The 23,806-nt window shown below is 41.7% G+C and carries 25 protein-coding genes and 1 other annotated feature; of the genes, 20 read left to right on the top strand and 5 right to left on the bottom strand.

Annotated elements, in window-relative coordinates:
- The first annotated feature begins 299 nt into the window (after nt 1–299).
- The 4 genes from nox to rplT all read left to right on the top strand — a co-directional run bounded on the left by nox (nt 300) and on the right by rplT (nt 3,110).
- Entirely contained in the window at nt 300–1,634 is a 1,335-nt protein-coding gene (gene nox, locus IGK61_RS15135) for a H2O-forming NADH oxidase (RefSeq protein ID WP_061053308.1), read from the top strand.
- A gap of 99 nt (nt 1,635–1,733) precedes the next feature.
- Nucleotides 1,734–1,857: a sequence feature (ribosomal protein L20 leader region), on the top strand.
- Nucleotides 1,858–1,904: 47 nt separating this feature from the next.
- A complete protein-coding gene (gene infC, locus IGK61_RS15130) occupies nt 1,905–2,426 on the top strand; it encodes a translation initiation factor IF-3 (RefSeq protein WP_005228103.1) in 522 nt (173 codons plus the stop codon).
- 60 nt (nt 2,427–2,486) lie between these two features.
- The gene (rpmI, locus tag IGK61_RS15125; RefSeq protein WP_003128650.1) at nt 2,487–2,687 is read left to right on the top strand and encodes a 50S ribosomal protein L35; all 201 of its coding nucleotides are present in this window, start codon (nt 2,487–2,489) and stop codon (nt 2,685–2,687) included.
- Nucleotides 2,688–2,750: 63 nt separating this feature from the next.
- Nucleotides 2,751–3,110, top strand: coding sequence for a 50S ribosomal protein L20 (rplT, locus tag IGK61_RS15120; RefSeq protein WP_003128653.1), 360 nt, complete (start codon nt 2,751–2,753; stop codon nt 3,108–3,110).
- 103 nt (nt 3,111–3,213) lie between these two features.
- Here the strand turns inward: rplT and IGK61_RS15115 are convergent, their stop codons facing one another.
- Nucleotides 3,214–4,509 carry an ISL3-like element ISEfa11 family transposase gene (locus IGK61_RS15115; protein WP_074536952.1) on the bottom strand — a complete coding sequence of 432 codons (1,296 nt, stop codon included), beginning with the start codon at nt 4,507–4,509 and terminating at the stop codon, nt 3,214–3,216.
- A 318-nt stretch (nt 4,510–4,827) separates the two neighbouring features.
- Between IGK61_RS15115 and IGK61_RS15110 the strand changes: the two genes are divergently transcribed.
- The gene (locus tag IGK61_RS15110) at nt 4,828–6,447 is read left to right on the top strand and encodes an ABC transporter ATP-binding protein (RefSeq protein ID WP_074536807.1); all 1,620 of its coding nucleotides are present in this window, start codon (nt 4,828–4,830) and stop codon (nt 6,445–6,447) included.
- A gap of 24 nt (nt 6,448–6,471) precedes the next feature.
- On the opposite strand, the gene IGK61_RS15105 is transcribed toward IGK61_RS15110, so the two are convergent.
- The 4 genes from IGK61_RS15105 to IGK61_RS15090 all read right to left on the bottom strand — a co-directional run bounded on the left by IGK61_RS15105 (nt 6,472) and on the right by IGK61_RS15090 (nt 9,439).
- Complete coding sequence (locus tag IGK61_RS15105; RefSeq protein ID WP_438844960.1) at nt 6,472–7,047, bottom strand: helix-turn-helix transcriptional regulator; 576 nt, start codon at nt 7,045–7,047, stop codon at nt 6,472–6,474.
- Between the two features lie 445 nt (nt 7,048–7,492).
- Nucleotides 7,493–8,497: a PTS glucitol/sorbitol transporter subunit IIB gene (gene srlE, locus IGK61_RS15100; protein ID WP_074536805.1), complete on the bottom strand. Its 1,005-nt coding sequence runs from the start codon at nt 8,495–8,497 to the stop codon at nt 7,493–7,495.
- A gap of 27 nt (nt 8,498–8,524) precedes the next feature.
- A complete protein-coding gene (gene srlA / locus IGK61_RS15095; protein ID WP_074536804.1) occupies nt 8,525–9,046 on the bottom strand; it encodes a PTS glucitol/sorbitol transporter subunit IIC in 522 nt (173 codons plus the stop codon).
- Nucleotides 9,047–9,439, bottom strand: a complete 393-nt coding sequence (locus tag IGK61_RS15090; protein WP_074536803.1) for a transcriptional regulator GutM — start codon at nt 9,437–9,439, stop codon at nt 9,047–9,049.
- Nucleotides 9,440–9,702: 263 nt separating this feature from the next.
- Here IGK61_RS15090 and IGK61_RS15085 point away from each other — a divergent pair, with 263 nt between their 5' ends.
- From IGK61_RS15085 to IGK61_RS15015, 15 genes are all read left to right on the top strand, one after another.
- On the top strand, nt 9,703–10,947 hold the full coding sequence (locus tag IGK61_RS15085) for an NAD(P)H-dependent oxidoreductase (RefSeq protein WP_074536802.1): 1,245 nt from the start codon (nt 9,703–9,705) through the stop codon (nt 10,945–10,947).
- 79 nt (nt 10,948–11,026) lie between these two features.
- Nucleotides 11,027–11,974, top strand: coding sequence for a sugar-binding transcriptional regulator (locus tag IGK61_RS15080; protein WP_074536801.1), 948 nt, complete (start codon nt 11,027–11,029; stop codon nt 11,972–11,974).
- Between the two features lie 56 nt (nt 11,975–12,030).
- Nucleotides 12,031–12,960: a thiamine pyrophosphate-dependent dehydrogenase E1 component subunit alpha gene (locus IGK61_RS15075; RefSeq protein ID WP_438844959.1), complete on the top strand. Its 930-nt coding sequence runs from the start codon at nt 12,031–12,033 to the stop codon at nt 12,958–12,960.
- Nucleotides 12,941–13,507, top strand: coding sequence for a helix-turn-helix domain-containing protein (locus tag IGK61_RS15070; RefSeq protein ID WP_016249831.1), 567 nt, complete (start codon nt 12,941–12,943; stop codon nt 13,505–13,507). The genes IGK61_RS15075 and IGK61_RS15070 overlap by 20 nt, the downstream gene beginning before the upstream one ends.
- Nucleotides 13,465–14,352: an IS3 family transposase gene (locus tag IGK61_RS15065; RefSeq protein WP_317756472.1), complete on the top strand. Its 888-nt coding sequence runs from the start codon at nt 13,465–13,467 to the stop codon at nt 14,350–14,352. The genes IGK61_RS15070 and IGK61_RS15065 overlap by 43 nt, the downstream gene beginning before the upstream one ends.
- Nucleotides 14,353–14,431: 79 nt before the next feature.
- Nucleotides 14,432–14,578 (top strand): hypothetical protein, encoded by a 147-nt coding sequence (locus IGK61_RS15060; RefSeq protein ID WP_438844958.1) that lies wholly within the window; start codon nt 14,432–14,434, stop codon nt 14,576–14,578.
- A 9-nt stretch (nt 14,579–14,587) separates the two neighbouring features.
- Nucleotides 14,588–15,571 carry an alpha-ketoacid dehydrogenase subunit beta gene (locus IGK61_RS15055; protein WP_074536799.1) on the top strand — a complete coding sequence of 328 codons (984 nt, stop codon included), beginning with the start codon at nt 14,588–14,590 and terminating at the stop codon, nt 15,569–15,571.
- A 10-nt stretch (nt 15,572–15,581) separates the two neighbouring features.
- On the top strand, nt 15,582–16,799 hold the full coding sequence (locus IGK61_RS15050) for a dihydrolipoamide acetyltransferase family protein (RefSeq protein ID WP_429966549.1): 1,218 nt from the start codon (nt 15,582–15,584) through the stop codon (nt 16,797–16,799).
- Between the two features lie 15 nt (nt 16,800–16,814).
- Nucleotides 16,815–18,203 (top strand): dihydrolipoyl dehydrogenase, encoded by a 1,389-nt coding sequence (lpdA, locus tag IGK61_RS15045; protein WP_074536797.1) that lies wholly within the window; start codon nt 16,815–16,817, stop codon nt 18,201–18,203.
- A 36-nt stretch (nt 18,204–18,239) separates the two neighbouring features.
- Nucleotides 18,240–18,596, top strand: coding sequence for a PTS glucitol/sorbitol transporter subunit IIA (locus IGK61_RS15040; protein WP_005228129.1), 357 nt, complete (start codon nt 18,240–18,242; stop codon nt 18,594–18,596).
- 218 nt (nt 18,597–18,814) lie between these two features.
- Nucleotides 18,815–19,414 (top strand): MptD family putative ECF transporter S component, encoded by a 600-nt coding sequence (locus tag IGK61_RS15035; RefSeq protein WP_016609843.1) that lies wholly within the window; start codon nt 18,815–18,817, stop codon nt 19,412–19,414.
- On the top strand, nt 19,411–20,112 hold the full coding sequence (locus tag IGK61_RS15030; RefSeq protein WP_005233872.1) for an energy-coupling factor transporter transmembrane component T: 702 nt from the start codon (nt 19,411–19,413) through the stop codon (nt 20,110–20,112). Before IGK61_RS15035 ends, IGK61_RS15030 begins: the two co-directional genes overlap by 4 nt.
- Nucleotides 20,109–21,545: an ABC transporter ATP-binding protein gene (locus tag IGK61_RS15025; RefSeq protein WP_074536796.1), complete on the top strand. Its 1,437-nt coding sequence runs from the start codon at nt 20,109–20,111 to the stop codon at nt 21,543–21,545. Before IGK61_RS15030 ends, IGK61_RS15025 begins: the two co-directional genes overlap by 4 nt.
- 141 nt (nt 21,546–21,686) lie before the next feature.
- Complete coding sequence (locus IGK61_RS15020) at nt 21,687–22,394, top strand: response regulator transcription factor (protein WP_074536795.1); 708 nt, start codon at nt 21,687–21,689, stop codon at nt 22,392–22,394.
- Nucleotides 22,384–23,742 (top strand): sensor histidine kinase, encoded by a 1,359-nt coding sequence (locus IGK61_RS15015; protein WP_074536794.1) that lies wholly within the window; start codon nt 22,384–22,386, stop codon nt 23,740–23,742. The genes IGK61_RS15020 and IGK61_RS15015 overlap by 11 nt, the downstream gene beginning before the upstream one ends.
- The last annotated feature ends 64 nt before the right edge of the window (nt 23,743–23,806 follow it).

Below are 23,806 nucleotides of genomic sequence, written 5' to 3'. Positions count from 1 at the left end.
TAACACGGCGAATCGATGCCGCGATAGTTACGAAAAAGCGGTGGGGTATTGTGAAATTTATTCAATCGGTTTGCAGAATGCTTTTATAACAAGGAAAACCTTTGATTTTGAATACATATTTTTTCACAATCTTTTTACTTGCAAGACGAAAATAATTTTGATATAGAAACTTAATCCGCTGAAAGTGACGTATATCAACGAAAAACTGTCACAAATTTTTAAAATCGCGAAAAAGTTGATAGTTTTCAAATTCACAAGCGAGCTATAATGACAATGTAAACAAAAGGAGGAAATTTTCCATGACAAAAACAGTTATTATCGGTGCAAACCACGCGGGGATTGCTGCTGCCAATACACTATTAGATAACTACAAAGACCAAGAGGTCGTAATGATCGACCGTAATACAAACTTAAGCTACCTAGGTTGTGGGACTGCTTTATGGGTTGGACGTCAAATCGATTCATACGAAGGCTTGTTCTATACAAAACGTGAAGATTTTGAAGCAAAAGGTGCAAAAATTCATATGGAAACAGTGGTTGACCATATCGATTTTGAGAAAAAAGAAGTGCATGCTGTAACCAATGACGGTGAAACGATCGTTGAATCTTATGACAAAGTTGTCATCGCAACTGGTTCTGTGCCAATTTCACCAAAAGTACCTGGACGTGATTTGAAAAACATCCATTTCTTGAAAAAATTCCAAGATGGACAAACGGTTGATAAAGAGTTAGCCTCAGAAGACGTGAAAAACGTTGCCGTTATCGGTGCTGGTTACATCGGTGTTGAAATTGCTGAAGCAGCAAAACGCCGTGGTAAAAATGTGTTGCTTTTTGATGCAGCGACACGGGCATTGCCAAACTACTACGACAAATGGTTCACAGAAGATATGGACAAAAACTTAGCTGACAATGGTATTGAATTGCATTTCGGTGAATTAGCACGTGAATACAAAGGAACAGAGAAAGTAGAAGCAGTTGTAACAGACAACGGCGAATACCCAGTTGATCTAGTGATCAATGCGATCGGTTTCTTACCAAACAATGAGCTAGGCAAAGATCATTTGGAATTGTTTGCTAACGGCGCGTACTTAGTGGACCGCCATCAACGGACAAGCGATGCAGATGTTTACGCAGTCGGTGACTGTGCAACTGTGTACTCAAATGCTTTGCAACAAACCACTTATATCGCATTAGCAACGAATGCCGTACGTTCAGGGATCGTCGCTGCCCATAATATCGGCGGAACTTCTTTAGAATCAACAGGTGTTCAAGGATCAAACGGGATTTCGATCTTCGGCTACAACATGGTTTCAACTGGCTTGTCAGTCGAAGCTGCCGAACGTAATGGCATGAAAGTGAAATACTCTGATTACGAAGATACCCAAAAACCAGGCTTCATGAAAGAAAATGCGACGGTTAAAATCCGCATCGTCTATGAAGAAGAATCACGCCGCATCGTTGGTGCACAAATGGCATCACGAACATCTGAAATCGCAATGGGCATCCACATGTTCTCACTAGCGATCGAAGAAGGCGTAACGATCGACAAGATGAAGCTATTAGATATCTTCTTCTTGCCTCACTTCAATCAACCATACAACTACATCACGATGGCTGCGTTGAAAGCAGAATAAGAAACACGAAAGTCGGAGCGTATGCTCCGGCTTTTTTTTGAAACAATCATGAAAACTGTTGACAATAAGAGGAAAAAGCAGTATACTATAAAAGTTGAGAAATAAAAGCAGAAGCACCCGCTTCTCGCCTGAGTGAAGATATCGCTGGGCAGAATAGGATTCCTACCATTTATTTGTGTGGAGTACGTGCGGGTTCGTGAAGAACTCGTTTTTTTATTGTCTGATTTCGAATCGACAAGCTTTTCTTTCTCTCAAAAAACTCGGAGGTGAATGACCATAGCAAAGGATATGATGGTAAACGACGGCATTCGTGCACGTGAATTGCGTTTGATTGATCAAAACGGCGAACAACTTGGTGTAAAGAGTAAAGCTGAAGCATTGCAAATTGCAGAACGAGCAAACCTTGATGTGGTATTGGTGGCACCAAATGCTAAGCCGCCAGTAGCAAGAATTATGGATTACGGGAAATTCCGCTTTGAGCAACAGAAAAAAGACCGTGAAGCTCGTAAGAAACAAAAAGTAATCAACATTAAAGAGGTTCGTTTAAGTCCAACGATCGACGTCAATGATTTCAACACAAAATTGCGTAATGCACGTAAATTCCTTGAAAAAGGGGACAAAGTGAAAGCTTCGATCCGTTTCAAAGGCCGTGCCATTACCCATAAAGAAATTGGTCAGAAAGTGTTAGATCGTTTGGCGGAAGAAACTGCTGATTTGGCAACTGTTGAGCAAAAGCCAAAAATGGATGGCCGCAGTATGTTCTTAGTATTAGCACCAAAAAACGATAAATAATGACTCACTGAGTTTCAGTTTAAAGTCAGATAACGAAAGATTTTGAGGAGGAAATTAGTTATGCCAAAACAAAAAACACACCGCGGATTAGCAAAACGCGTAAAACGCACTGGCGGCGGCGGATTGAAACGCTTCCGTGCCTTTACCAGTCACCGTTTCCACGGCAAAACAAAAAAACAACGTCGTCAATTGCGTAAAGCTTCAATGGTTTCAGCTGGCGATTACAAACGTATCCGTCAACAACTAGCACGCATGAAATAATTGCGTAACCCAAGCTTCACGTATACAAACAATTATCGATTTTCATATTAGGAGGAATTATACATGGCACGTGTTAAAGGTGGAACAGTAACTCGTAAACGTCGTAAAAAAGTGCTTAAATTAGCAAAAGGTTACTACGGTTCTAAACACACTCTATTTAAAACAGCAAAAGAACAAGTAATGAATTCATACAACTACGCATACCGCGATCGTCGTCAAAAGAAACGCGACTTCCGCAAATTGTGGATCGCTCGTATCAACGCAGCGGCTCGTATGAATGGCTTAAGCTACTCAAAATTGATGCACGGCTTGAAATTAGCTGAAATCGACATCAACCGCAAAATGTTAGCTGACTTGGCTGTAAACGATGCAACAGCATTTACTGCATTAGCTGACCAAGCAAAAGACGCTTTAAACAAATAATCAATCGTTGGCAACAACGTTGGCTCTTTGTCAATAAGGACTGATGAGTTGTGCAAAATCAAATCTGGGTCAGAATGAACCACATTCTGGCTCAGATTTTTTGTTATCTTACATTGATTAATTTATTGATCAAAAAGATTCTAATTCTCATGTTCTCGAATGATTTAAATCCGTAGGATACTCGTTTCATTGTCTTTATGTGGGTATTCTTCGCTTCTATTTTTCCATTGGAATAAGGATAGATCATTGCGTTGGTGATGCCTTCTTCATAGGTCAGAAGGTTTTGAAGCTTCTCCCGAAAGCCGTCATCTAACGTTTTGGGAAGTTCTGCCAATATGCAGAAAAATAAGTCAGGGTCTTTGTCTCGAAAGGCTTCAACTAATTCATGAAAAAAGGGATACGCCTCCTTCAGGGGCGTAGAAAACTCAAGCAATCGATCAATCATCATTGCTTCAGTAAGAAATGGGTATTTTGGTGCTCGGAAACTTTTCCATGTTTTGTATTCATAATGGTTGATGTTTGCACGATTTTTTAGCAAAAAGCGCCAGTTCTTTTTCAGTTTTTCTGCCTGGCTTTTCTGTCCTGCTTTACGAAGTTCATTCATTTCACGGATACGCAACTCATTGAACGCTTGATTCATGTGTTTGACAATATGAAACCGATCAATCACTACTTTCGCATTTGGCAGAACACGTTTGGTGAGCTGGAAGTAGGCGGCGTTCATGTCTGTCACCAAGAATTCTACTTCTTCTGGATTGGTACAACCTAAGAAATAGCTTGTTAATCGAGGTAATTTACGCGTAGGCAAAACATCTATTAATTTTCCTGTTTCGCCATCTGCGCAAATAAAGCTCATTTTATCTTCTATGGAAGCATGCGAACGAAATTCATCAACCATCAATACTCTGGGGAGAATCTTCTTGGATTGCTTTGGTAAATAGCTTTTAAACTCTTTCAATGTACGAATAACGGTGGTCAAAGATACCTGACAGCTTTTCGCAATAAAAGATAAAGATACTTTTTCAGTCAGTAAAGAAGCAATTTTATATCTAACATGATTTGCGATTGAATGTCTGGGTTGGACAAAATAACTTTGAGCAGTCCAATGGGTTCGGCAGTTTTTACAGGTATAGCGCTGCTTTTTTAGGCGCATAACCAAAGGCATATGATTGTATTGTTCAAAACGGACAATCGTTTCCTTCTTCCCATTTTTCACTATAATTGCTTTCCCGTTTCCATCTACCACAGTAGAACCACAACTTCTACAAGCACGAGGAGTAGGCGAGAGAACAGCATCGACGACCAACGTCTTTTTCTTCTGAAGGGTCTCGTAAGAGACCTCTGTAATCATCAAATCTTTCTCTATTATTCTCAGCATTTTTTTGATAGAATCATTCATATAGCATATCGTCCTCTCAGTTGTTTATTTTGTGGTGATTTAATCATACTAGAGAACGATATGTTTTTTAATACCTAAAATGAAAATGGGACTGAAGAATCAATTCTGATTCATCAGTCCCATAAATTATAGAGCCACAACGTTAGCCCCGCTCTTTGAGCGGGGTTTTTTTGTTTTTCTCGATGACCGAGGAATGGTTTCTCACTATCTTTCATACGTTTCTTTCCATTAAGCGAAAAATAGATTATACTTTTTGAAAGCGGTTATTTTATTTATCTCACGACTTTTCCACGAACACTGCAGCAAAAGGAGCTTACGATGGCGATTGATTTATGGCGGCATTTTAAAAAAGGATTGACGGTATATATTGGGATTGGAATTGCGGTCTCATTTTTGAGTGCCGCGAATGTCTTTTATTTTCAAAAATTACTCGATTCATTTGGCAAGACATTTGATTGGTCAGTTATTTTTATCTATGGGTTAACGCTTGTACTGGTACCGCTTTTGTCCTATCTCGAGCAGAAACCCAAAACGAAATTGCACAACAGCATGTATTTCTATCTCAAAGAACAAGCTTTAGTGAAAATCAGTAAGATTGCCTATTCTGAATACTTGCAGATTGGCTCTGGAGCACTCTTACAGAAAACTGAAGCGGGAGCAGCGGCGGGTAGAAATATCCATTTGAATTTTTATGGACGCTTGTTTAAAGAATTGCTTCCCGAAACACTGTTTAACTTAGCTTTTATTGCTATGATCGATAAAAGGTTGATTCCAGCGATCCTTGTGGGCTATCTAATGGTGTTTATCGTGACCAATTTGCTTTTGAAAGTTTTACGCTCTCTCAAAGAACATGCGCTAGTTTCAGAAGAAGCCATGAACAGCACCTTTATCCGCGGATTAACGGAAATGGTCACGTTTCGGATCAATAAACGGTTTGAAAAAGAGATCGCACAATATAAAAATATGTCTGCTGATACAACAGAACGTTTGACGAAAATGACGATGATCCATGAGTTTTTCTTTGGTTTTTTTGCAGTTTTAGTCGCATTGATCAAAGTCGCAATTGTGGTATTGGCATTTACAAATCAGATTACGGTCAGCTTGGGTGGTTTAGCAGCATTGATTATTTATGTGGATCGAATCTACACGCCTGTTGCAATATTTAACGTGATTTTTGTTCAATACAGCTTAGATAAAGTTGCCTTTGCACGGTTAAATGAATTTTTCTATCTGCCAGAGGACAAAGCATTAACACAAGGAGATGCATTGTCTGAAACCATCAACTACATCACAGTTAAGGATCTATCCGTCATACTTCAAGAAAAGAAAATCTTAACCGATAGCACACTGGAGCTGAAGCGGGGAGCGATTTATGGGTTAGTAGGAGAAAGCGGCGCAGGAAAATCAACGCTGGTCAAAACGATTTTAGGCTTGTATCAGCCGACGACCGGTGCGGTCCTGATTAATCACAAAAATTTAGTTGCTTACAACTTAAATGATTACTATCAGCATGTCTTTTATCTATCGCAAGATGCGCCAATATTCCAAGGAACGCTGAAAGAAAATATCATTTTTGATAAGGAAATCGCAGACGAGGAAATCATAGCGGTATTAGAAAAATGTCAATTAGGCGCATTCTATCAGGCACTCAAGGGAGGACTGTCTGCTGAAATTGGAGAAAAAGGAGCCAACCTTTCTGGTGGGGAAAAACAGCGGATCGCTTTTGCCCGATTGTTTTTCACAAACGCAGAAGTCATTGTCCTTGATGAAGCCACATCGGCTTTAGATGAAGCAACAGAAGAAAAGCTTTTTGCAGCGATCAAAGACCAATTAAAAAATAAACTAGTCATCATGATTACCCATCGTCCGAAAAACTTGGTTTATGCGGATGAGATCATTGAATTGAAAAAAACACAGGTTGAAGCGGCTTCATCATAAAAGCAGCTTCAACCTGTGTTTTGATCAGCACATCAGTAAATGCGGCAGTGTACTAAGCCATGCGATGATGCCGACAATCAAGGCAAAGACCAAGACGATGACTGTTTTTGAGAGGAAATCTTTTTTGATGTCCCGCTTTTTCCTAATGGCATCGAGGTCTTGATTTTCCATGAAGGCAACGATCTCTTTATACGTTTTGATATTTTGGGTTTTCTTGATTTTTTCGATCTTCAATGCGGCATACATGGAGACGAGCCAAAAACATAGAGGCGGGGCAATCCACCAGTGTCCTGGTAAAAAGAGAGCAGGCCCAACAGATAATGCGGCCAACAATGTAAAGACCAACATTATTTTCGTGTAGCGATCCATTGCTGTTTTCTCAATCGTTTCTTTCATTTGTTCAACATCCCCTTTGACTAATTCATCTAAAGAAACATCAAATAGAACACTGAGCAATAATAAGTTGTGAACATCAGGATAACTTTTTTCATTCTCCCAATTTGAGATCGTTTGTCGGGAGACATAAAGTTTTTCTGCCAGCCCTTCCTGAGAGAGACTTAATCGTTCCCGATGTTTTTTTATTTGTTTGCTTAAGTTCATTTTATCCGCTCCTTCTACCATTAGTGTAGGCCAATGTCTGCTTTTTAACGATCAAATGTCTTTGACAATGCCTTGAAATCAAGTGTCAAAATGTTTTTACAGTTGGGTTTGGACTTTTTATAACAATATTATTTTTAAACTTAAGATAATAAGCAAAGGTATTTTTTTCTTCACTTTGTTTTTTATTTGTATCGATCTTTCTCTAGTAAAAAAAGAGAATTTGAACTATCTAGTATCATCTTATATACTCGATCTTTCTCTATTATTCATCAAATGAAGGGGGAAAGAAAGGAAAAGAGAATATTTATTTTCCTATCTTCTGTACTACGATTTTTAACATAAAGGAAGAAAAATGCTTTTTAACAGGAAAAGACCAATCTAGTAACCACGCTAGATTGGTCTTTTTGTAAGTTTAGCAAGATACTCGAATAAATAGGCGACTTCCTCAATATAACCCAAAACTAGCTAACCAAGCCAGAATCACTGCTAAGGGACCAGTGAGTAAGCGAGAGAACAAAACGGCAGGGACACCGACTTCTACGGTGTAAGGCTCAGCTTCGGCTAATGTGAGACCGACAGGGGTAAAATCTGCACCGGCTTGAGAATTGATTGCAAAAAGAGCGGGTAGTGCCATGGCGGGAGCGATCGTGCCTTTGCCAATCTCTACTCCTAACAATACGCCGACGACTTGAGCAATGACGGCACCTGGGCCTAGAACGGGTGAAAGAACTGGAATTGAACAAATAAGAGATAAGATCACGAGACCAACGATACTACCAGATAAGGGAGTGACACCGCTAGCGATGATGTCGCCAATGCCTGTATAATTGATGATCCCTACTAACATACTGACAAATGCCATGAAGGGAAGAATATTTTTGATTACGATTTCGATCGTATCACGACCCGCTTGGTAAAAGATTCCCACAATGTTGCCGACGGAACGACCAAGGCGATTGATGAAACCTAGAAGCCCTCCTTGTGATTCAGCGACTTTTGCTTTAGCAGCAGTGACCTGTTCTTTTTTAGTAGGTGTTGGTTCTTCCACTTTTTCGCTTGTTACCGAAGATTCTGTCATTGCTTCATCAGAGCTGTAAACGTCATCTATGGTGACGCCTGAGACAAAATTCTTTTCATTGATAAATTTCATTAACGGACCTGAAGGAGTAGTAGGATGGAGATTGACGGTCAAGACATTTAATTTGGGATAGACACCGCAACGGGCAGTCCCTCCACAATCAACAACCGCACAGATCATTTGACTTGGTTCCACTTTTTCTTTAAATCCGTCGATTGCTTCCACACCCAATTGTTCAGCAATTTTTTTCGCCACTGGATGGATACCTCCGCCTGTGATGGAAGCAACGACGTTTTTTTCAGTCGTGGGTTCTAGCGTTAGTGGACCACCCCAACCCTTCGTTCCATGTTTGACAATAACCGTTTTTGACATTGTTTTTCCTCCTCTTTCCAATGAACATCATTCAGTGGTTTCTTTCCACATCAGTTTCGTTAATAATTCTGTGACAACGCCTCGAATGGTGATAACAACAAGACCGACTAGAAAATAGCGGACAGCTAACGGCATGGTGGATAAGCCTAAAGTAGTTAAACCAGAAGCAATACCAGTCCAAACAAATAATTCACCGGCATTTGCATGGGGAAATAAGCCAGTGATGGGATGGACCAAAGAAACAGCTGAATCGTAGAAAGCCGGTTTTTGCTTTTCTTTCAAAAAACGCCCAAAGGAGTAACACATTGGGTTCGTAAGGAAAAAAACAGCGAGAAGCGGAAAAATACTATAGCGTAAAATGATATTTCGGGTACAGATTTGAGCGAACTTGGAAACGCGTTCCTCCCCAATCAATGCAATCAGTGCATTGACGAATGTGAGTAAAACAATCAAAGTTGGTAAGATACCAGTGATCAAACCCACTAAGTTTTCCCCACCAGCATCAAAAATACCAATAAAATTTTCAGCAATCATTACTAGGAAATCCATTTACACTACCTCCAGTCGATTTTTTTCAGATTGAATCAATTGAATTGCTTGTTCAAAAGCAGCTTTCCTTCTTTTATTAGCAAGTAATGGCATTGTTTCCGTTGTTTTCTTTCCGATAAATTCTTGATGTTCTTTAAACCGGGCAAAGATCGTGATGCCAGCCATTTCTTTATAAGTCACGATACAATCCTGTTCATCTGTAACGACTAGCAGGACGATGCCGCGACCTAGGTTAAATTTTGCCTTTGAGATTCCTACACCCAAAAAACCAGTATTTCGTTTTTTTAATTCGTTTATTTCCTTCCCATAGTTTTTGTGCTGCAAGTAGGACAAGAAAATCTGAATGAACCAACAACCGGCTAACAATAAAACAAGTTCCCTGTATTCCTCCATCAAGTAATCCCTCATTTCTCAATTTGTTTGGAAGCGCTTTATAAGAAAAGCTTAAATTGTGAATTTGTGAAAGTCAATATGAAATTCACATATTCTTCATGTTGGAACATATGTTAAATTTGTGAAGAAAAGGGAACGTTAGGTAAAGATGCATCGTTCGCAGCTGAATTTTATTGGAAGCGTTGACAAGGGAATCTTGGCCTACTAGTATAAGGGTGTATCATATGTTACGTGAAATATATTTTGTTAAAGGAGAGCTGAGAATGACTATTTATCAACAATTATTGGAGAGAGAAGATCACGGAATGCCAATCAAAATTGGCGTAATCGGTGCAGGTCAAATGGGCTTTGGAATGATTGCACAGATCGCGACGATCCCGGGAATGGCTGTAACAGGGATCAGTGATATTCGGTTAAATTTTGCACAAAGTGCGGCGGAAGCTTACCGTGCTTCCTCCACAAGCCAACATGAAATTCTAACAGTTACTGATTTCAAAGAGGTGATCTACTCAGAAGACGTTGAAGTGATCGTCGATGCGACTGGGGTACCTGAAGTAGGTGCAAAAATTGCGATGGAGACGCTTTTAGCTAAAAAACACCTTGTTCTACTAAATGTTGAAATTGATATTACGATCGGTCCTTTGATGCATCGGCTTTATCGGACTGCCGGTTTAGTGTATACCGGATCAGATGGAGACGAGCCGGCAGCGACAACCGAACTTTTTGAATTTGCGAAGTCTATGGGGATGGAAGTTTTAGTAGCAGGGAAAGGGAAAAATAACAAACTTAACATTGCCGCTAATCCAGATACTTGCCAGGAAGAAGCAAAGACGAAAAAAATGGCTTCTCATATGCTTGCTGCTTTTAAAGACGGTACGAAGACGATGGCTGAAATGAATTTACTGTCAAATGCGATTGGCTTTGTCCCGGATAAAGTAGGGATGCACGGCGTTGCTGGTGATCAAGAGTCCGTTTTGAAGGATTTGAACCTGCAAGAAAAGGGTGGCATACTGAATAAATTTGGGGTTGTAGAATATGTCGATGGCTTGGCTCCAGGTGTTTTTGTAATCGTCAAAGGTCAAAATGAAGGAGTCAAACATGAACTGAATTATTTGATGCAAAAAGAAGGAGATCATCATCTCTTGTATAGACCCTTCCACTTAGCAAGCTTAGAAACACCAATCACCATTGCAAAAGCTGTCTTGCAAAAAGATCATGCGATCGTTCCATTAGGGGCACCAATTTCTGAAACAGTAGCTGTTGCGAAAAAGACAATTAAACCAGGAGAGCGTTTAGATGGGATCGGCGGATATTGTGTGCGTGGAGTTTTAGAAACCCATGCCGACATGACAACAGAAGGACATATCCCGATTGGTTTGATTTCAGGAGAAGTAGTAGCAAAACGCACCATCGAAGCAGGCACATTTTTGACAGAAGACGATGTGGAGTTAGACCAATCAACAACCGTCTGGAAGCTTAGAAAATTACAAGATAGCACATTTGCGTAATTCTTTTTTGAAAATCGCCGTTTTAAAACGTGTTAAAATCAATAGTAATAAAGTATTTATACTATTGGAGGAAAAATAAATGGGCTACTCGGATGATAAACGATTACTTGTAGAATTGGCATCAATGTATTACAACGAAGGAGCAAAACAAGAAGAAATCGCCAAAAAGTTTAGTATCAGCCGCTCACTGGTCTCTAAGTATTTAGCGAAAGCACGTAGTTTAGGATTAGTAGAAATCATCATCCATGATGAATTGCTGCACCCATTTCAACAACTTGAACAAAACATTCAGCGACAATATGGACTAAAAGAGGTCATTTGTGTTCCATCAACCGGAGAAGAATCTTTAAACAAACGATTAGGCATTGCGGCAGCAAAATACCTGACGCGCATCACTAAAGCAGATGCGACGATTGCGATTTCTGCTGGAACTACGATCCATGAAGCAGCCGTCAATTTTTCTGCAAAAAACCATTTACCAAATGTGCGCTTTATCCCCTTAGTAGGTGGACTAGGCAGAGAACACGCAACTTTACAAGCCAATGTTCTTTGTGAACTTTTCGCAAGTAAGTGTGGTGCAGTTGCAGTGGAATTACATGCGCCAATCACGGTGGATTCAGCAGAGGCTCGAGAGGTCTTCTTGAATCAATCCTTTATAAAAAATGTGTTTAAAAAAGCAAGAAATGCTGATATTTCTTTGGTGGGAATCGGTGGGACGCCCGTCTATTCGACCATGACAAAAGCTTATCTTGCGAAAGAAGAGGGCATGAAGCTTGAGTTTACCAATGGGACGATCGTCGGCGATATTTGTTATAACTTTATCGACGAAGTGGGCGCATTAGTGGATTGTGAATGGAACAAACGAGTATTGTCGCTGGAGGTGTCGGATCTAAAAAGGATTCCTTTAAAGATTGCTGCAGCGGGTGGAAAGGATAAAGTGAAGGGCATTAAAGCAGCCTTAACTGGTGACTGGGTTGATGTGCTGATTACGGATGAAGACACCGCAAAGGCTCTGTTGAATGGATAGAGTGAATCCTCGTGCTGCTTAGATGAACTTTTAGGCAAAACAAAAGGAGAAAACAAATGGAAAAAACGAAGTATTTTTCGATTGAGAATAGTGCAAATCTCTCAAATGAAACGTTTAAAGAGATTTTTTACAAAATGTGGGAAATTCGCTTTTTTGATGAAAAAGTAGATGAACTGTTTGCTCGAGGCTTGATCCATGGAACGACCCATTTGGCTGTAGGGCAAGAAGCGACTGCTGCAGGAAGCAGTGCCGTCTTAAAAAAGACCGATTGGATCACCTCGACCCATCGTGGGCACGGGCATACACTTGCCAAAGGAACCAATGTCAATGAAATGATGGCGGAATTGTTTGGGAGAACCACAGGGACGAATAAAGGCAAAGGCGGCTCAATGCATATCGCTGATTTGGATACTGGAAATTTGGGCGCAAACGGTATTGTTGGCGGTGGGTTTCCGATTGCTGTCGGCGCAGCTCTGACCTCGAAAATGAAAAAGACGAAACAAGTCGCTTTGTCATACGGGGGCGATGGGTCTACCAACGAAGGAAGTTTTCACGAAGCAGTCAATTTGGCTTCGATCTGGGATCTACCGGTAGTCTTTTTTATTGAAAATAATAAATATGGTATGAGCGGTTCCGTTGAAAAAATGACGAACATCCAACAGTTATCAGAGCGAGCAAAGGCCTACGGAATTGAAGGAATCACAATTGATGGAAACAATCTGATAGAAGTGATAGAGACCACCTATCAAGCAGTTGAAAAAGCTCGGCGCGGCGAAGGACCGACATTGATCGAAGCTATGACCTATCGTTGGAAGGGACATTCGAAATCAGACGCGAAAAAATACCGGACGAAGCAAGAAGAAGAGCAGTGGCGCAAAGAAAAAGATCCCATCCAACAAGCCAAAACAATGAAGCGACCCCCAAAAGTTAGACCAAAAAATCTAACTTTTGGGGGTCGTTATTTGTATGGCAAAATATCCTTTTGAATTAAAACTAAAAATCGTTAAAGAATATCTTAGTGGCGTGGGCGGATATCGGTATCTTGCCAACAAATACGGTATTTCAAGCAAGTCTCAAGTAAGTAATTGGGTGAATGCCTATCGTGAATACGGAGAGGAAGGTCTATTGAGAAAGCATCAAAATCAGAAATATTCTGTTCAATTTAAGTTAAATGCGCTAGAGTTATATCAAACAAGTGAGATGTCCTATCGAGAAGTTGCTAGCACTTTAGAAATGAACAACCCTGCGCTTATTGCCAATTGGATGCGTAATTTCAGAGAAGCAGGTATTGAGGGGCTCTCAAAAGAGAAAGGGCGACCACTTACTTTGACTAGAAAAAAAGAAAACAAAAAAGAAAATACAACAACTGAAGAACGCGAGCGTATCAAGGCATTAGAAAAGCAAGTCCGATCCCTTCAAATTGAGAATGCCTTTTTAAAAGAGTTGAGGAAGCTGCGAAAACAGGAAGCCCAGCAAAGACGCAAGAATCAATCGCACGAATCATCGCCAGCCTCCGAGGATCATTCAAACTAGTTGAGCTTCTTGAAACATTGAAATTTCCTAAAGCAACCTATATGTATTGGCAGAAACGGTTTGACAGACCAAACCCAGACCAAGAAATTGAAGAAAAAATGCTTGAAATTCGCAAAGAGCATAAAGACTATGGCTGTCTGCGACTAAAAAAAGAATTAGAGAATCAAGGGATTCATGTCAATAAAAAGAAGATTCAACGTCTGATAAAAAAACTAGGTATCGAAGTAAAGTCTTACACTAGAAAATCTCGACGGTACAATTCTTATCGTGGGAAGGTTGGTACTGTCGCCAAAAATCGTATTCATCGTCGGTTTTATACAAATATCTGTCACCAAAAAATTACAACTGATACCACAGAGTTTAAGTATTATGAAGTAGACACCACAGGTGTCGTTCGTCAGAAAAAGCTGTATTTAGATCCTTTCATGGATTTCTACAATAGTGAAATTCTATCTTATCGGATTTCTGAAAAACCAAACGCACTAGCCATAATGGAAGGATTAGAAGAAGCAATCCAGATGACAAATGATTGTCCATTTCGTAGAACCTTCCATTCAGATCAAGGATGGGCCTATCAAATGAATGCTTATAAGAATAAATTGAAGCAACATAAAATCTTCCAGAGTATGTCTCGTAAAGGGAATTGTTTAGATAACTCACCTATGGAAAACTTCTTTGGTTTATTAAAGCAAGAGATTTTTCATGGAGAAGTCTATCGGAGTTTAGATGAATTGAAAACAAAAATTGACCAATATATCTATTATTACAACCATAAACGCATCAAAAAGAAATTAAATTGGCGAAGTCCGGTTCAGTTTCGAGAAGCTGTAAAAACAGCTGTCTAACAGTTAATCTTATCGTACAAAAAAGGAGTGAATTTCTCCACTCCATAAAAGTCTAACTTTTTGGGGTCACTACACAACCTTGATCGCAGCGGGGATTTTTACTGAAGAAGAGGCAGAGGAAATTCGAAAAAAAGCCAAGCAAGCCATCAATGATGCAGTGACATTTGGTGAAAACAGTCCCGTCGTTGCCGTGGAAACGATGTTTGAAGATGTATATGCAGAGTAGGAGGACATCATGAGAGAAATTACTTATGCGGAAGCCGTGAGAGAAGCTCTTTCGGAAGCAATGCGAGAAGACGAAGCTGTGTTCATGTTAGGGGAAGATATCGGTGTTTATGGAGGCGCTTTCGGCGTTAGCCGAGGGATGGTGGAAGAATTTGGTGAGGAGCGGATTCGATCCACCCCAATTTCTGAATCAGCAATTGCAGGTGCGGCAGTTGGCTCAGCTATGACGGGCATGAGACCGATTTTTGAAATTCAATTTTCTGATTTCATTACGATCGCCCTCGATCAAATTGTAAACCAAGCAGCAAAAATTCGTTATATGTATGGTGGAAAAGCACGAATTCCTCTTGTAATGAGAACCCCCGGTGGTTCAGGAACTGGGGCAGCAGCGCAGCATTCCCAAAGTTTAGAAAACTGGACGGCTCATATCCCTGGCTTAAAGGTGATCCAGCCAGCAACAGCTTATGACGCAAAAGGCTTACTGCATGCGGCGATTGAGGATGATAATCCAGTAATGTTCTATGAACACAAACTATGTTATCGCACCTCGTCGGATGTGCCGCAGGAAAAATATACGATCCCTATTGGGGTTGCGGATATTAAAAAAGTAGGAACAGATATTACCGTCGTTGCTACAGGAATTATGGTGCATAAAGCATTAGCTGCAGCAGATATTTTACACGAGAAAAATATCAGTATTGAAATTGTCGACCCTCGAACATTGGTGCCTTTAGATAAACAAACCATCATCGATTCAGTGATGAAGACTGGGCGTGCGGTGGTCGTGACCGAAGCAGTAAAACGCAGTGGTTTCAGTGCTGAATTAGCAAGTGTGATCTCAGAAAGCGAATCTTTTGACTTTTTAGATGCGCCAATCGTTCGCTTAGCAGGTGTAGAGATTCCGATGCCGTATCATCCTGACTTAGAGAAAAAAGCAGTACCACAAGTTGAGGATATTGTTGAAGCATGTTGCAAACTGATGGCGGATAAATAGGAGGGAAAGTATGGCACATGAGGTTTTGATGCCTAAATTAAGCTCAACGATGACTGAGGGAACCATTACGACTTGGCTAAAAAATGAAGGCGATACCATTGCGATCGGTGATCCAATCTTTGAAGTAATGACAGATAAAATCGCCATTGAAGTAGAAGCCTATGAAGAGGGGATTCTCTTAAAGAAATACTTAGCTGATGGGGAGAGTGCGCCCGTTAATTCAATTATTGCTTATATAGGAGCAGCAAATGAAACGGTCCCACCTCAGATGCCTTCAAGTGAAGCAACGCAACCAGACCAAGCTAAGCAGAACCAAACAAATACAGAAACTGAAAAGACAGCACCTCGTACCAATGATCAAATGATGCGTACCATACGGGCAACTCCTTCGGCTAGACGTTTGGCAAGAGAGCGTGGGATCGATTTGACTACGGTTCAAGGAAGTGGACCGAAAGGCAGGATCCAAGCTTTGGATATTAAGGCCATCAATAAACAACCAACTGTCGAACCACAGATTGAGGAAGTGGTATCTGAGAGTGCGCTCATTCCATGGAGTCCGTTACGAAAAGCAATTGCAGAAAAAATGGTAGCGAGCAAAACGACCATCCCCCATGTTACCATGACAGCTGAAGTTAACTTGACGAAAGTTATTGACCTACGAAATCAGCTGTTACCGATGATCGAACAAAGAACAGGTGAACGTCTTTCTTATCTGGAAATTTTTGCCAAAGCAACCATGATTGCCTTGAAGGATTTTCCGATATTCAACGCCCACGCCACGGATGAGGGGATCAAACGGTTTTCAGCGATTCAGCTTGGAATTGCCGTTGCTCTTTCAGAGGGATTAGTCGTTCCGGTCATTTCGTCAGCTGATCAGCTCGGTCTAGCTGATTTGACAACGGCAATCAAAGAGAAAACGAGAAAAGCTCGTGAAGGAACAATGACGAATGCCGAAATGTCTGGTGGTACGTTTACGATCAGTTCATTAGGAAAAACAAAGGTCAAGCAGTTTACGCCGATTATCAACAAACCAGAAGTAGCAATCTTGGGCATCGGTGGGATTTATGAAAAAGCTATCTTCAATCAGACTGCTGTCGAAGTGAAAAACCAATCCTTTGTTGAACTGAATCTTTCATTTGATCATCGTGTCGTAGATGGGGCACCAGCAGCTGCATTTTTAACAAAAATCGTGACGCTACTAGAAGATCCACTAGGCTTCTTATTGTAGAAAGTGGGGGAACTTATGGAATATAACACAGATACCTTGGTCATCGGATCAGGTCCTGGCGGGTATGTGGCAGCGATTCGGGCGGCGCAATTAGGTCAACAAGTCACGATCGTAGAAAGCAATGCTATCGGTGGGGTCTGTTTAAATGTGGGATGCATTCCTTCTAAGGCACTGATCCATGCCGGACACGTCTATCAAGAATCAAAACACAGCCATTATCTTGGAATAACCAATCAGCAGACAACGTTAGATTTTCAGACACTCCAGAAATGGAAGGATGAAACCGTCGTCCAAAAGCTCACTTCGGGCATTCGTGGACTGCTACTCAAAAATAAAATTCAAATCGTTAAAGGTTATGCCCGGTTTCTTTCACCAAATCAAGTAGAAATCAAAGGTAAGGGAGAAAAAAACATTCAGTTCAAGCAGGCGATCATCGCCACAGGAAGTCGCCCAATCGAGATTCCCGGCTTTGCATTCGGCGGCAGAATTTTGGACTCTACCGGGGCATTGTCTTTAAAAGAAGTGCCAAAAAAGTTGGTGATTATTGGTGGCGGTGTGATTGGCACTGAACTTGGAAGTGCCTATGCAGATTTAGGCGCAGATGTCACGATACTGGAAGGATCGGAGCAACTGCTTCCTTCTTACGAAAAAGACTTAGTGGCAGTGGTCGAAGCGTCCTTTGCTAAAAAAGGGATCAAAATAGTAACAGGTGCAATGGCAAAATCAGTAAAAAGCCATGATACAGGTGTGGAAGTAACGGTTCGTGCCGATCAAAATGAAACAATACTAACAGCTGATTACGTACTGGTCACAGTGGGACGCAAACCAAATACAGAAGATCTTGGTTTAGCTCAGGCGAAGATCGAGACAGGAACGAACGGCTGGATACATGTCAATCAAAAATACCAAACGTCACAAGCCCATATTTATGCCATCGGTGATGTTATTGAAGGACCAGCACTTGCTCATAAAGCGAGTTATGATGCGAAGATAGCTGCAGAAGTCATCAGCGGGAAAAACGTAGCAAAAGATTACAGAGCCATTCCTGCAATTTGTTTTACAGATCCAGAAATCGCTACTGTAGGCAAAACTTTAGCAGAGGCGAAGACTCAAGGACTGGCAGCTGATACTGCGAGCTTTCCATTTCAAGCAAATGGTCGTGCTTTGTCACTGAACACCTACGAAGGCTTTGTTCGCTTAGTCTTTGATAAAGACTCAGAAGTAGTCATTGGTGGACAAATCGTGGGACCTGGAGCTAGTGATTTGATCGCTGAAATCACGTTGGCGATTGAATCAGGACTCACGTTAGAAGATATTGCGCTGACGATCCATGGACATCCAACACTTTCGGAAGTTATAATGGATACAACAGAATTGGCATTAGGTCTACCTATTCATCTATAACGAATAAGTGAAAAAAAGCATGAAGGAGGCATTCGATTGTATAAAAGTACGGTGAAAGAAATTGGTGAGTTGGTTGAAGCTTTTGAAGAGGAGATGTTGTTGATATTGTTTGGTCCAGCAGCAACGGAAGAGTTGAAATCAATCTGTGTGCTTCATGAAACAATTGAACAACAAGAAAATGTTCTTCAACCTGGAGTGAAGCTTCAATTAGGTGAGGCGACTTATACAATAAAGAAGGTTGGCAGTGCAGCCAACCAAAACTTTAATGAGCTAGGACATATCTCTATCTATTTTCGTGATGGAGAAAATGAAATTTTACCAGGAGCAATTCTAGTAGAACCGGGAGCTTACCCTAAGTTGACGGTGGGGGACATCATTAGAATAGGCAATTGATAAAAAATATTTACCAGAATCGTCTGCAAGTAAAGTCGCTTTTATCAGGGCATTACCTGCAGGCGATTTTTTGATGAACAATATTTGTTTACCAGTAAGCATATCTCCCCATAAAAACGTCTGCTTTGTGCTATACTGAGGCTTTGTAAAAATAAGTTTGTACAAGCAAGCAGCAACGGTTTTTTCATTGATTGCTTGCAAGAAGGAGCGTATACGCAGTGAAAAAACTAAAGGTTCAAGATTTAATTGCAGTAGGGATCTATACAGCGATCTATTTTCTTTTAATGAGCGTCTGTCTATTGATTTTGCGTTTTGTGATCCCAGGTTTTCATAATTTATTTATTCCAGCAGTCACCGCTTTGTTTTCTGGCATTATCTATCTGATTTTATTGAATAAAGTACCGAAATTTGGCGCAATCACCATTATGGGTACCGTGGTAGGGCTCTTTTTTTTGATTTCAGGACATTTTCCATTGGCCTTTTTGCCGAATATGATATGTGCCTTAGCAGCTGATTTGATTCAATACAAAACAAAGCTCAAAGAGAACGTTCGCGTACTGGCGAGTTATATCGTCTTTAGTTTTGGCTTGATGGGCCCGATCTTGCCCCTGTGGTTTATGAAAAATGCCTATATCGATTCATTAGTGGCTCGCGGAAAAGATGAAACCTACATTGCCGGCGTGTTTGCTCATACCTCCAATTTGATGTTAGGGCTTTGTGCATTGGCGGTTTTGATTGGTGCGGTGGCTGGTTTAGGCATTGGCAGCCGCTTGATGGAAAAACATTTTCAACCAACGATCCAATCGCATAAAGGGTGAGGAATGTGTCGAAAACAAGGTTTGATCCCCGCAGCAAATTGGCGGTGATTCTCTTTGCTAGTTTTACTATGATGGTGTCCATTAGCTGGATCGATGAGTTTGTCTTTGTCACGTTCTTGCTGCTGCTATTTTTAGTCAGCGGCTTTTGGAAAAAAGGCCTGATGTTCTATGGCGTGTTTGTCTTGCTGACACTGGCAGATAGTTTTTTGTTTCGCCAAGGAAACCACCTACTGATCGTGTTGCTGGATTTCTTTTCCGTCGGTTATCGCCGCTTATTGCCAACGATCATGGCGGCGGCTTTTGCCATTAGTGGGACGAAGAACAGTGAGTGGATGGCGGCGTTGCAAAAAATGCACGTGCCCAATGTATTATTAGTCCCGTTGGCAGTCTTATTTCGTTTTTTCCCCACACTGGTACAAGATTTCAAAAGTATTCGTCAAGCGATGCGCTTTCGCGGCATCTCGCTGTCCGCAGGATCGATCTTGCTTCATCCGCTGCAAAGTGCGGAGTATTTTTTGATCCCATTACTGATGTCGGCTGAAAAGACCGCAACCGAACTGTCGGCTACGGCCCTCGTTCGCGGGCTAGCATCAGAAAATCCCCATACCACCGTCCACGAACTGAAGCTGCGCTGGTGGGATGGCTTGGTCTTTTTAGCATTAGGCGGCTTTATCGTGAAAAGGATGTGGCTTGGATGATCAGATTAGAACAAGTGTCAGTGAAGCGAGAAAATCGAACCGTATTATCTGAGCTCTCTTTGACGGTCGCAGCTGGGGAAGTCATCGTTTTGTGTGGCGCTAGTGGCAGCGGCAAATCGACCCTGCTCAATGTTTTGAATGGCTTGATCCCTGAGCTGTATCCTGCCGAAGTGCAAGGGAAGATCCGTGTCGGAGAAACAGACTTGCCAGTTGCCGATTTCTCCCATTATGCCCAGACGATCGGTGTTGTCTTTCAAAACCCCAAGACCCAATTTTTCACCACGGATGTCTATTCGGAGTTGGCTTTTTCAATGGAAAATGCGGGCGTCGCGCCAGAAAACATTCGACAGCGAATCACCGAAGTAGCGCAGCAGTTTTCCTTGACCCCGTTGCTTGATGCTAGTGTCTTTGACCTTTCTGGTGGGGAGAAACAGCTGATTGCTCTCGCTGCAGCCACGATGTTGCCCCATGATGTGTTCCTATTGGATGAGCCTTCCAGCAATTTGGATCAAGAAGCGATCCAAAAGTTGACTCAAGGATTGGCTTCTTTAAAACAACAAGGGAAAACCATTGTGATCGCCGAACACCGCTTGGCGTATTTGGCGCCACTGGCAGACCGCTTTTGCTTATTAGAAGCAGGGCGGTTGCGGGCGTCCTATCCAGCAGATCAGCTGTTGTCACTGCCGGAGGAGGCAATTCACGAGTTAGGATTGCGAAAAGTAGGTGAGGTGACATTGGCAGCCCAGCACTGCCGAGAATCTTTGCCAGAAAAATCTGGATTAACGGCAACGCATCTGCAGATCAAGCAATCAAAACGCTCGGCAAACAGCAGAAATTGGGCGCTCAACTTGCCTGAACTACAACTGCCGATGAAGCAAGCTGTGGGGATCGTTGGACCAAATGGTGCTGGCAAAAGTACGTTGGTGCAAGTCCTGTCAGGATTGAAAAAATGCCCAGAAGCAGTATTTGCCATCAATGGACAAAAGCGAACCCAAAAGCAGCTGCTGCAGGAAAGTTTTCTTGTGATGCAGGATGTCAACTTGCAACTGTTTTTTGAAACGGTGGAAAAAGAGTTGCTGATCAAAGCCCAAAACCCAGCTCGCTTTGAAGAAATTGTCTCATTGTTGCACTTAACACCACTCCTTGCCCGTCATCCACAAAGCTTGTCGGGTGGGGAAAAACAACGAGTTGCGATTGGCAGTGCCTTGCTTTCTGGCAAACGTTTGTTGTTTTTCGATGAACCAACGAGTGGATTAGATTTGCAGCAAATGGAGGAAGTCGCAAAACTACTGCGAATAGTTGCCAAAGAAGTTGATTTATTAGCCGTGATCAGTCATGATCGTGAGTTTTTAGCTGAAACATGTCCTTACATGATTCAACTCGAAAAAGGAGAACTTGTTGGCACGTATCAGTTGGCAAAAAATATGGAATAACTGAAAGACGGAGTGAACCTTGGTTCATGCCGTCTTTTTTTGGTCGAACATGAAAAAATCTTCATGTTTTTTTCTTTCAATCAGTTAGGAAGTTTTGAAAAAATCCGTTATGATAGAAGCAAAACCAGAGGAGGAGCGCATATGACTTTGAAGATCTTGCTAGTAGAAGACGAAGAAAGTTTAGCCAGTTTTATCCAGTCCGAATTGACTTTTGAGGGATATGGCACGGTCTGGGCCAAAGATGGGCAAGAGGCATTGACCTTGTTCAATCAGCAAGCAAATGCTTTTGATCTGATTTTATTGGATTGGATGCTGCCAATCTATGATGGCATCACAGTGGCGCGGCGGATACGCAAAGAAAGCGACATCCCGATTTTGATGATGACCGCCAGAAATCAAACCGCCGATGTGGTGACGGGGCTTGATGTTGGGTTAGATGATTATTTAACGAAACCTTTTGAAATCGAAGAACTGTTTGCCAGAATTCGCGTGATCGAGCGGCGGCTGCAAAGAGAAGCCCAACAACAAAAGAACCAGCAAAACCAATTAGTGGCGGGGGAGTTGATGATGGACATCGCCAAGCACTTGGTTCAAATTGCTGGAGAGACCATCGAATTGACGCCCAAAGAGTTTGGGATTTTATATGAATTGATGAAAGAACCCGAGGTCGTCAAAACCAGAGATGACCTATTGAATGAGATTTGGGGTTATGAATACGACGGTCAAACAAATGTTGTAGATGTCTATATCCGTACACTGCGGAACAAGCTGGATGTTTGCGGCAAAGGCAAAATGATCGCAACCGTTCGAGGATTAGGCTATGTCTTGAGGACCGACCATGAAGAATAAGTCAGTCAACCAACGTAGAAAAACAGCCCAGTTTCAATTGACGAGCCGCTTTTCCTTGATACTCTTTGGTCTGCTGATTCTCTTCAATCTGCTGTTTATTTTATTATCCGTAGGTTATTTGTTTGAGCATATCGAAAATCGTGCCAGCAACATTCTTGAAGCCATCGAAAAAGGCGAGGCATCAGGGGATACCTGGGACACTCTCGTCAATGCCTATGTTTCGGCAGATGAAGAAGACGCCCTGCAAGTGATCTTAGCCGATGGCAGTGTCGTTTCATCAGAAGATGCGGAAGAGATTTTTGCCGATATCAATCAAGGACGAGTGATGCCATTTCTCGAAGACATCGTTTTTACAGAGGATGGCATCTATTACACGAAAACCCAAGAAGTCGATGGGGATCAGGTGACGATCGCTATCAATGGGGAGGATAGTGTGGAATTAGCCTATGGTCTCTTTATGATCAGCAGTTTCTTGAATCTGATCGCTGTTGTGATTGGCAGCCTGCTGATTTATTGGAGTGTCGGGAAATGGAGTCAGAAACTTACCGGCATGGCGCAAGAAATTGCTGCCATTGAACAAAGCCGACAAGGAGAATTGTCAGTGTCTGAAGAACCCATCGAGATTCGTTCGGTGGCCTTGGCTTTCAATAAATTGTTGAAAGAACAGCGTGAGACGATCGAACGGGAAAAACGATTCGTTGCCGATGCTTCCCATGAGCTGCGAACACCTTTAGCTGCGATTCGCGGACATGTCCAATTGATCCAGCGGCGTGGAACCAAACATCCCGAAGTCATTCCTTCCTCAATGGCGTTTATCGACAAAGAGTCGAAGCGTTTGGAAACATTGAGCAATCAATTGTTGGACCTAGAAAAAAATCAATCCCCAGATGAAATGACCCTTGTTGATGTTTCCCAGATCGTCCGAGAAGAGTGTGAAAAACAAGCGACGATCGTTCCGCAATCGATTGAATATTTTGTGGAGAACCAATGTATGAAACGTGGGCATAAGCGTGACTTCCAGCAAATCATCCAAAACCTGTTAGAAAATGCCGCGAAGTATTCGCCTGCTGATCAGCCGATTCATGTGACCTTGACACAAGAGCAGAGACAGATGTCTTTGACCGTCGCCGATTTTGGCATTGGGATTCCCGATGACAAGAAAGCCTTGATTTTCGAACGGTTCTATCGAGTAGAAGATTCTCGTTCCAGCCAGATTGCTGGTTCAGGCATCGGGCTTTCATTGGTAAAACAGCTGGCAGACAAGTATCATGCCAAAATTACCGTGACAGACAATCAACCGCAAGGCAGTATCTTTAAACTTGCCTTTCCAAATGAAAGAGAAAGATGAAGATTTTTTTAGATTTTCTTCAAGCATTTTTGATTCTTTTTCATGAGGAACTTGTTATTCTAAA

It is taken from the genome of Enterococcus sp. AZ063, assembly GCF_051715045.1.
Lineage (GTDB): Bacteria > Bacillota > Bacilli > Lactobacillales > Enterococcaceae > Enterococcus_D > Enterococcus_D casseliflavus.
The sequence above is the reverse complement of the archived record's forward strand: the minus strand, read 5'-3'. Positions and strand labels throughout refer to the sequence as shown.

What these genes read in the sequence shown, in the direction of transcription:
- IGK61_RS15080 (WP_074536801.1), top strand. Translation starts at nt 11,027, where the DNA reads ATGGGCTACTCGGATGATAAACGATTACTTGTAGAATTGGCATCAATG.
- rpmI (WP_003128650.1), top strand. Translation starts at nt 2,487, where the DNA reads ATGCCAAAACAAAAAACACACCGCGGATTAGCAAAACGCGTAAAACGC.
- IGK61_RS15015 (WP_074536794.1), top strand. Translation starts at nt 22,384, where the DNA reads ATGAAGAATAAGTCAGTCAACCAACGTAGAAAAACAGCCCAGTTTCAA.
- IGK61_RS15055 (WP_074536799.1), top strand. Translation starts at nt 14,588, where the DNA reads ATGAGAGAAATTACTTATGCGGAAGCCGTGAGAGAAGCTCTTTCGGAA.
- IGK61_RS15115 (WP_074536952.1), bottom strand. Translation starts at nt 4,509, where the DNA reads ATGAATGATTCTATCAAAAAAATGCTGAGAATAATAGAGAAAGATTTG.
- infC (WP_005228103.1), top strand. Translation starts at nt 1,905, where the DNA reads ATGACCATAGCAAAGGATATGATGGTAAACGACGGCATTCGTGCACGT.
- IGK61_RS15090 (WP_074536803.1), bottom strand. Translation starts at nt 9,439, where the DNA reads ATGGAGGAATACAGGGAACTTGTTTTATTGTTAGCCGGTTGTTGGTTC.
- srlE (WP_074536805.1), bottom strand. Translation starts at nt 8,497, where the DNA reads ATGTCAAAAACGGTTATTGTCAAACATGGAACGAAGGGTTGGGGTGGT.
- IGK61_RS15105 (WP_438844960.1), bottom strand. Translation starts at nt 7,047, where the DNA reads ATGAACTTAAGCAAACAAATAAAAAAACATCGGGAACGATTAAGTCTC.
- IGK61_RS15070 (WP_016249831.1), top strand. Translation starts at nt 12,941, where the DNA reads ATGGCAAAATATCCTTTTGAATTAAAACTAAAAATCGTTAAAGAATAT.
- srlA (WP_074536804.1), bottom strand. Translation starts at nt 9,046, where the DNA reads ATGGATTTCCTAGTAATGATTGCTGAAAATTTTATTGGTATTTTTGAT.
- IGK61_RS15050 (WP_429966549.1), top strand. Translation starts at nt 15,582, where the DNA reads ATGGCACATGAGGTTTTGATGCCTAAATTAAGCTCAACGATGACTGAG.
- IGK61_RS15075 (WP_438844959.1), top strand. Translation starts at nt 12,031, where the DNA reads ATGGAAAAAACGAAGTATTTTTCGATTGAGAATAGTGCAAATCTCTCA.
- nox (WP_061053308.1), top strand. Translation starts at nt 300, where the DNA reads ATGACAAAAACAGTTATTATCGGTGCAAACCACGCGGGGATTGCTGCT.
- lpdA (WP_074536797.1), top strand. Translation starts at nt 16,815, where the DNA reads ATGGAATATAACACAGATACCTTGGTCATCGGATCAGGTCCTGGCGGG.
- rplT (WP_003128653.1), top strand. Translation starts at nt 2,751, where the DNA reads ATGGCACGTGTTAAAGGTGGAACAGTAACTCGTAAACGTCGTAAAAAA.
- IGK61_RS15025 (WP_074536796.1), top strand. Translation starts at nt 20,109, where the DNA reads ATGATCAGATTAGAACAAGTGTCAGTGAAGCGAGAAAATCGAACCGTA.
- IGK61_RS15110 (WP_074536807.1), top strand. Translation starts at nt 4,828, where the DNA reads ATGGCGATTGATTTATGGCGGCATTTTAAAAAAGGATTGACGGTATAT.
- IGK61_RS15020 (WP_074536795.1), top strand. Translation starts at nt 21,687, where the DNA reads ATGACTTTGAAGATCTTGCTAGTAGAAGACGAAGAAAGTTTAGCCAGT.
- IGK61_RS15085 (WP_074536802.1), top strand. Translation starts at nt 9,703, where the DNA reads ATGACTATTTATCAACAATTATTGGAGAGAGAAGATCACGGAATGCCA.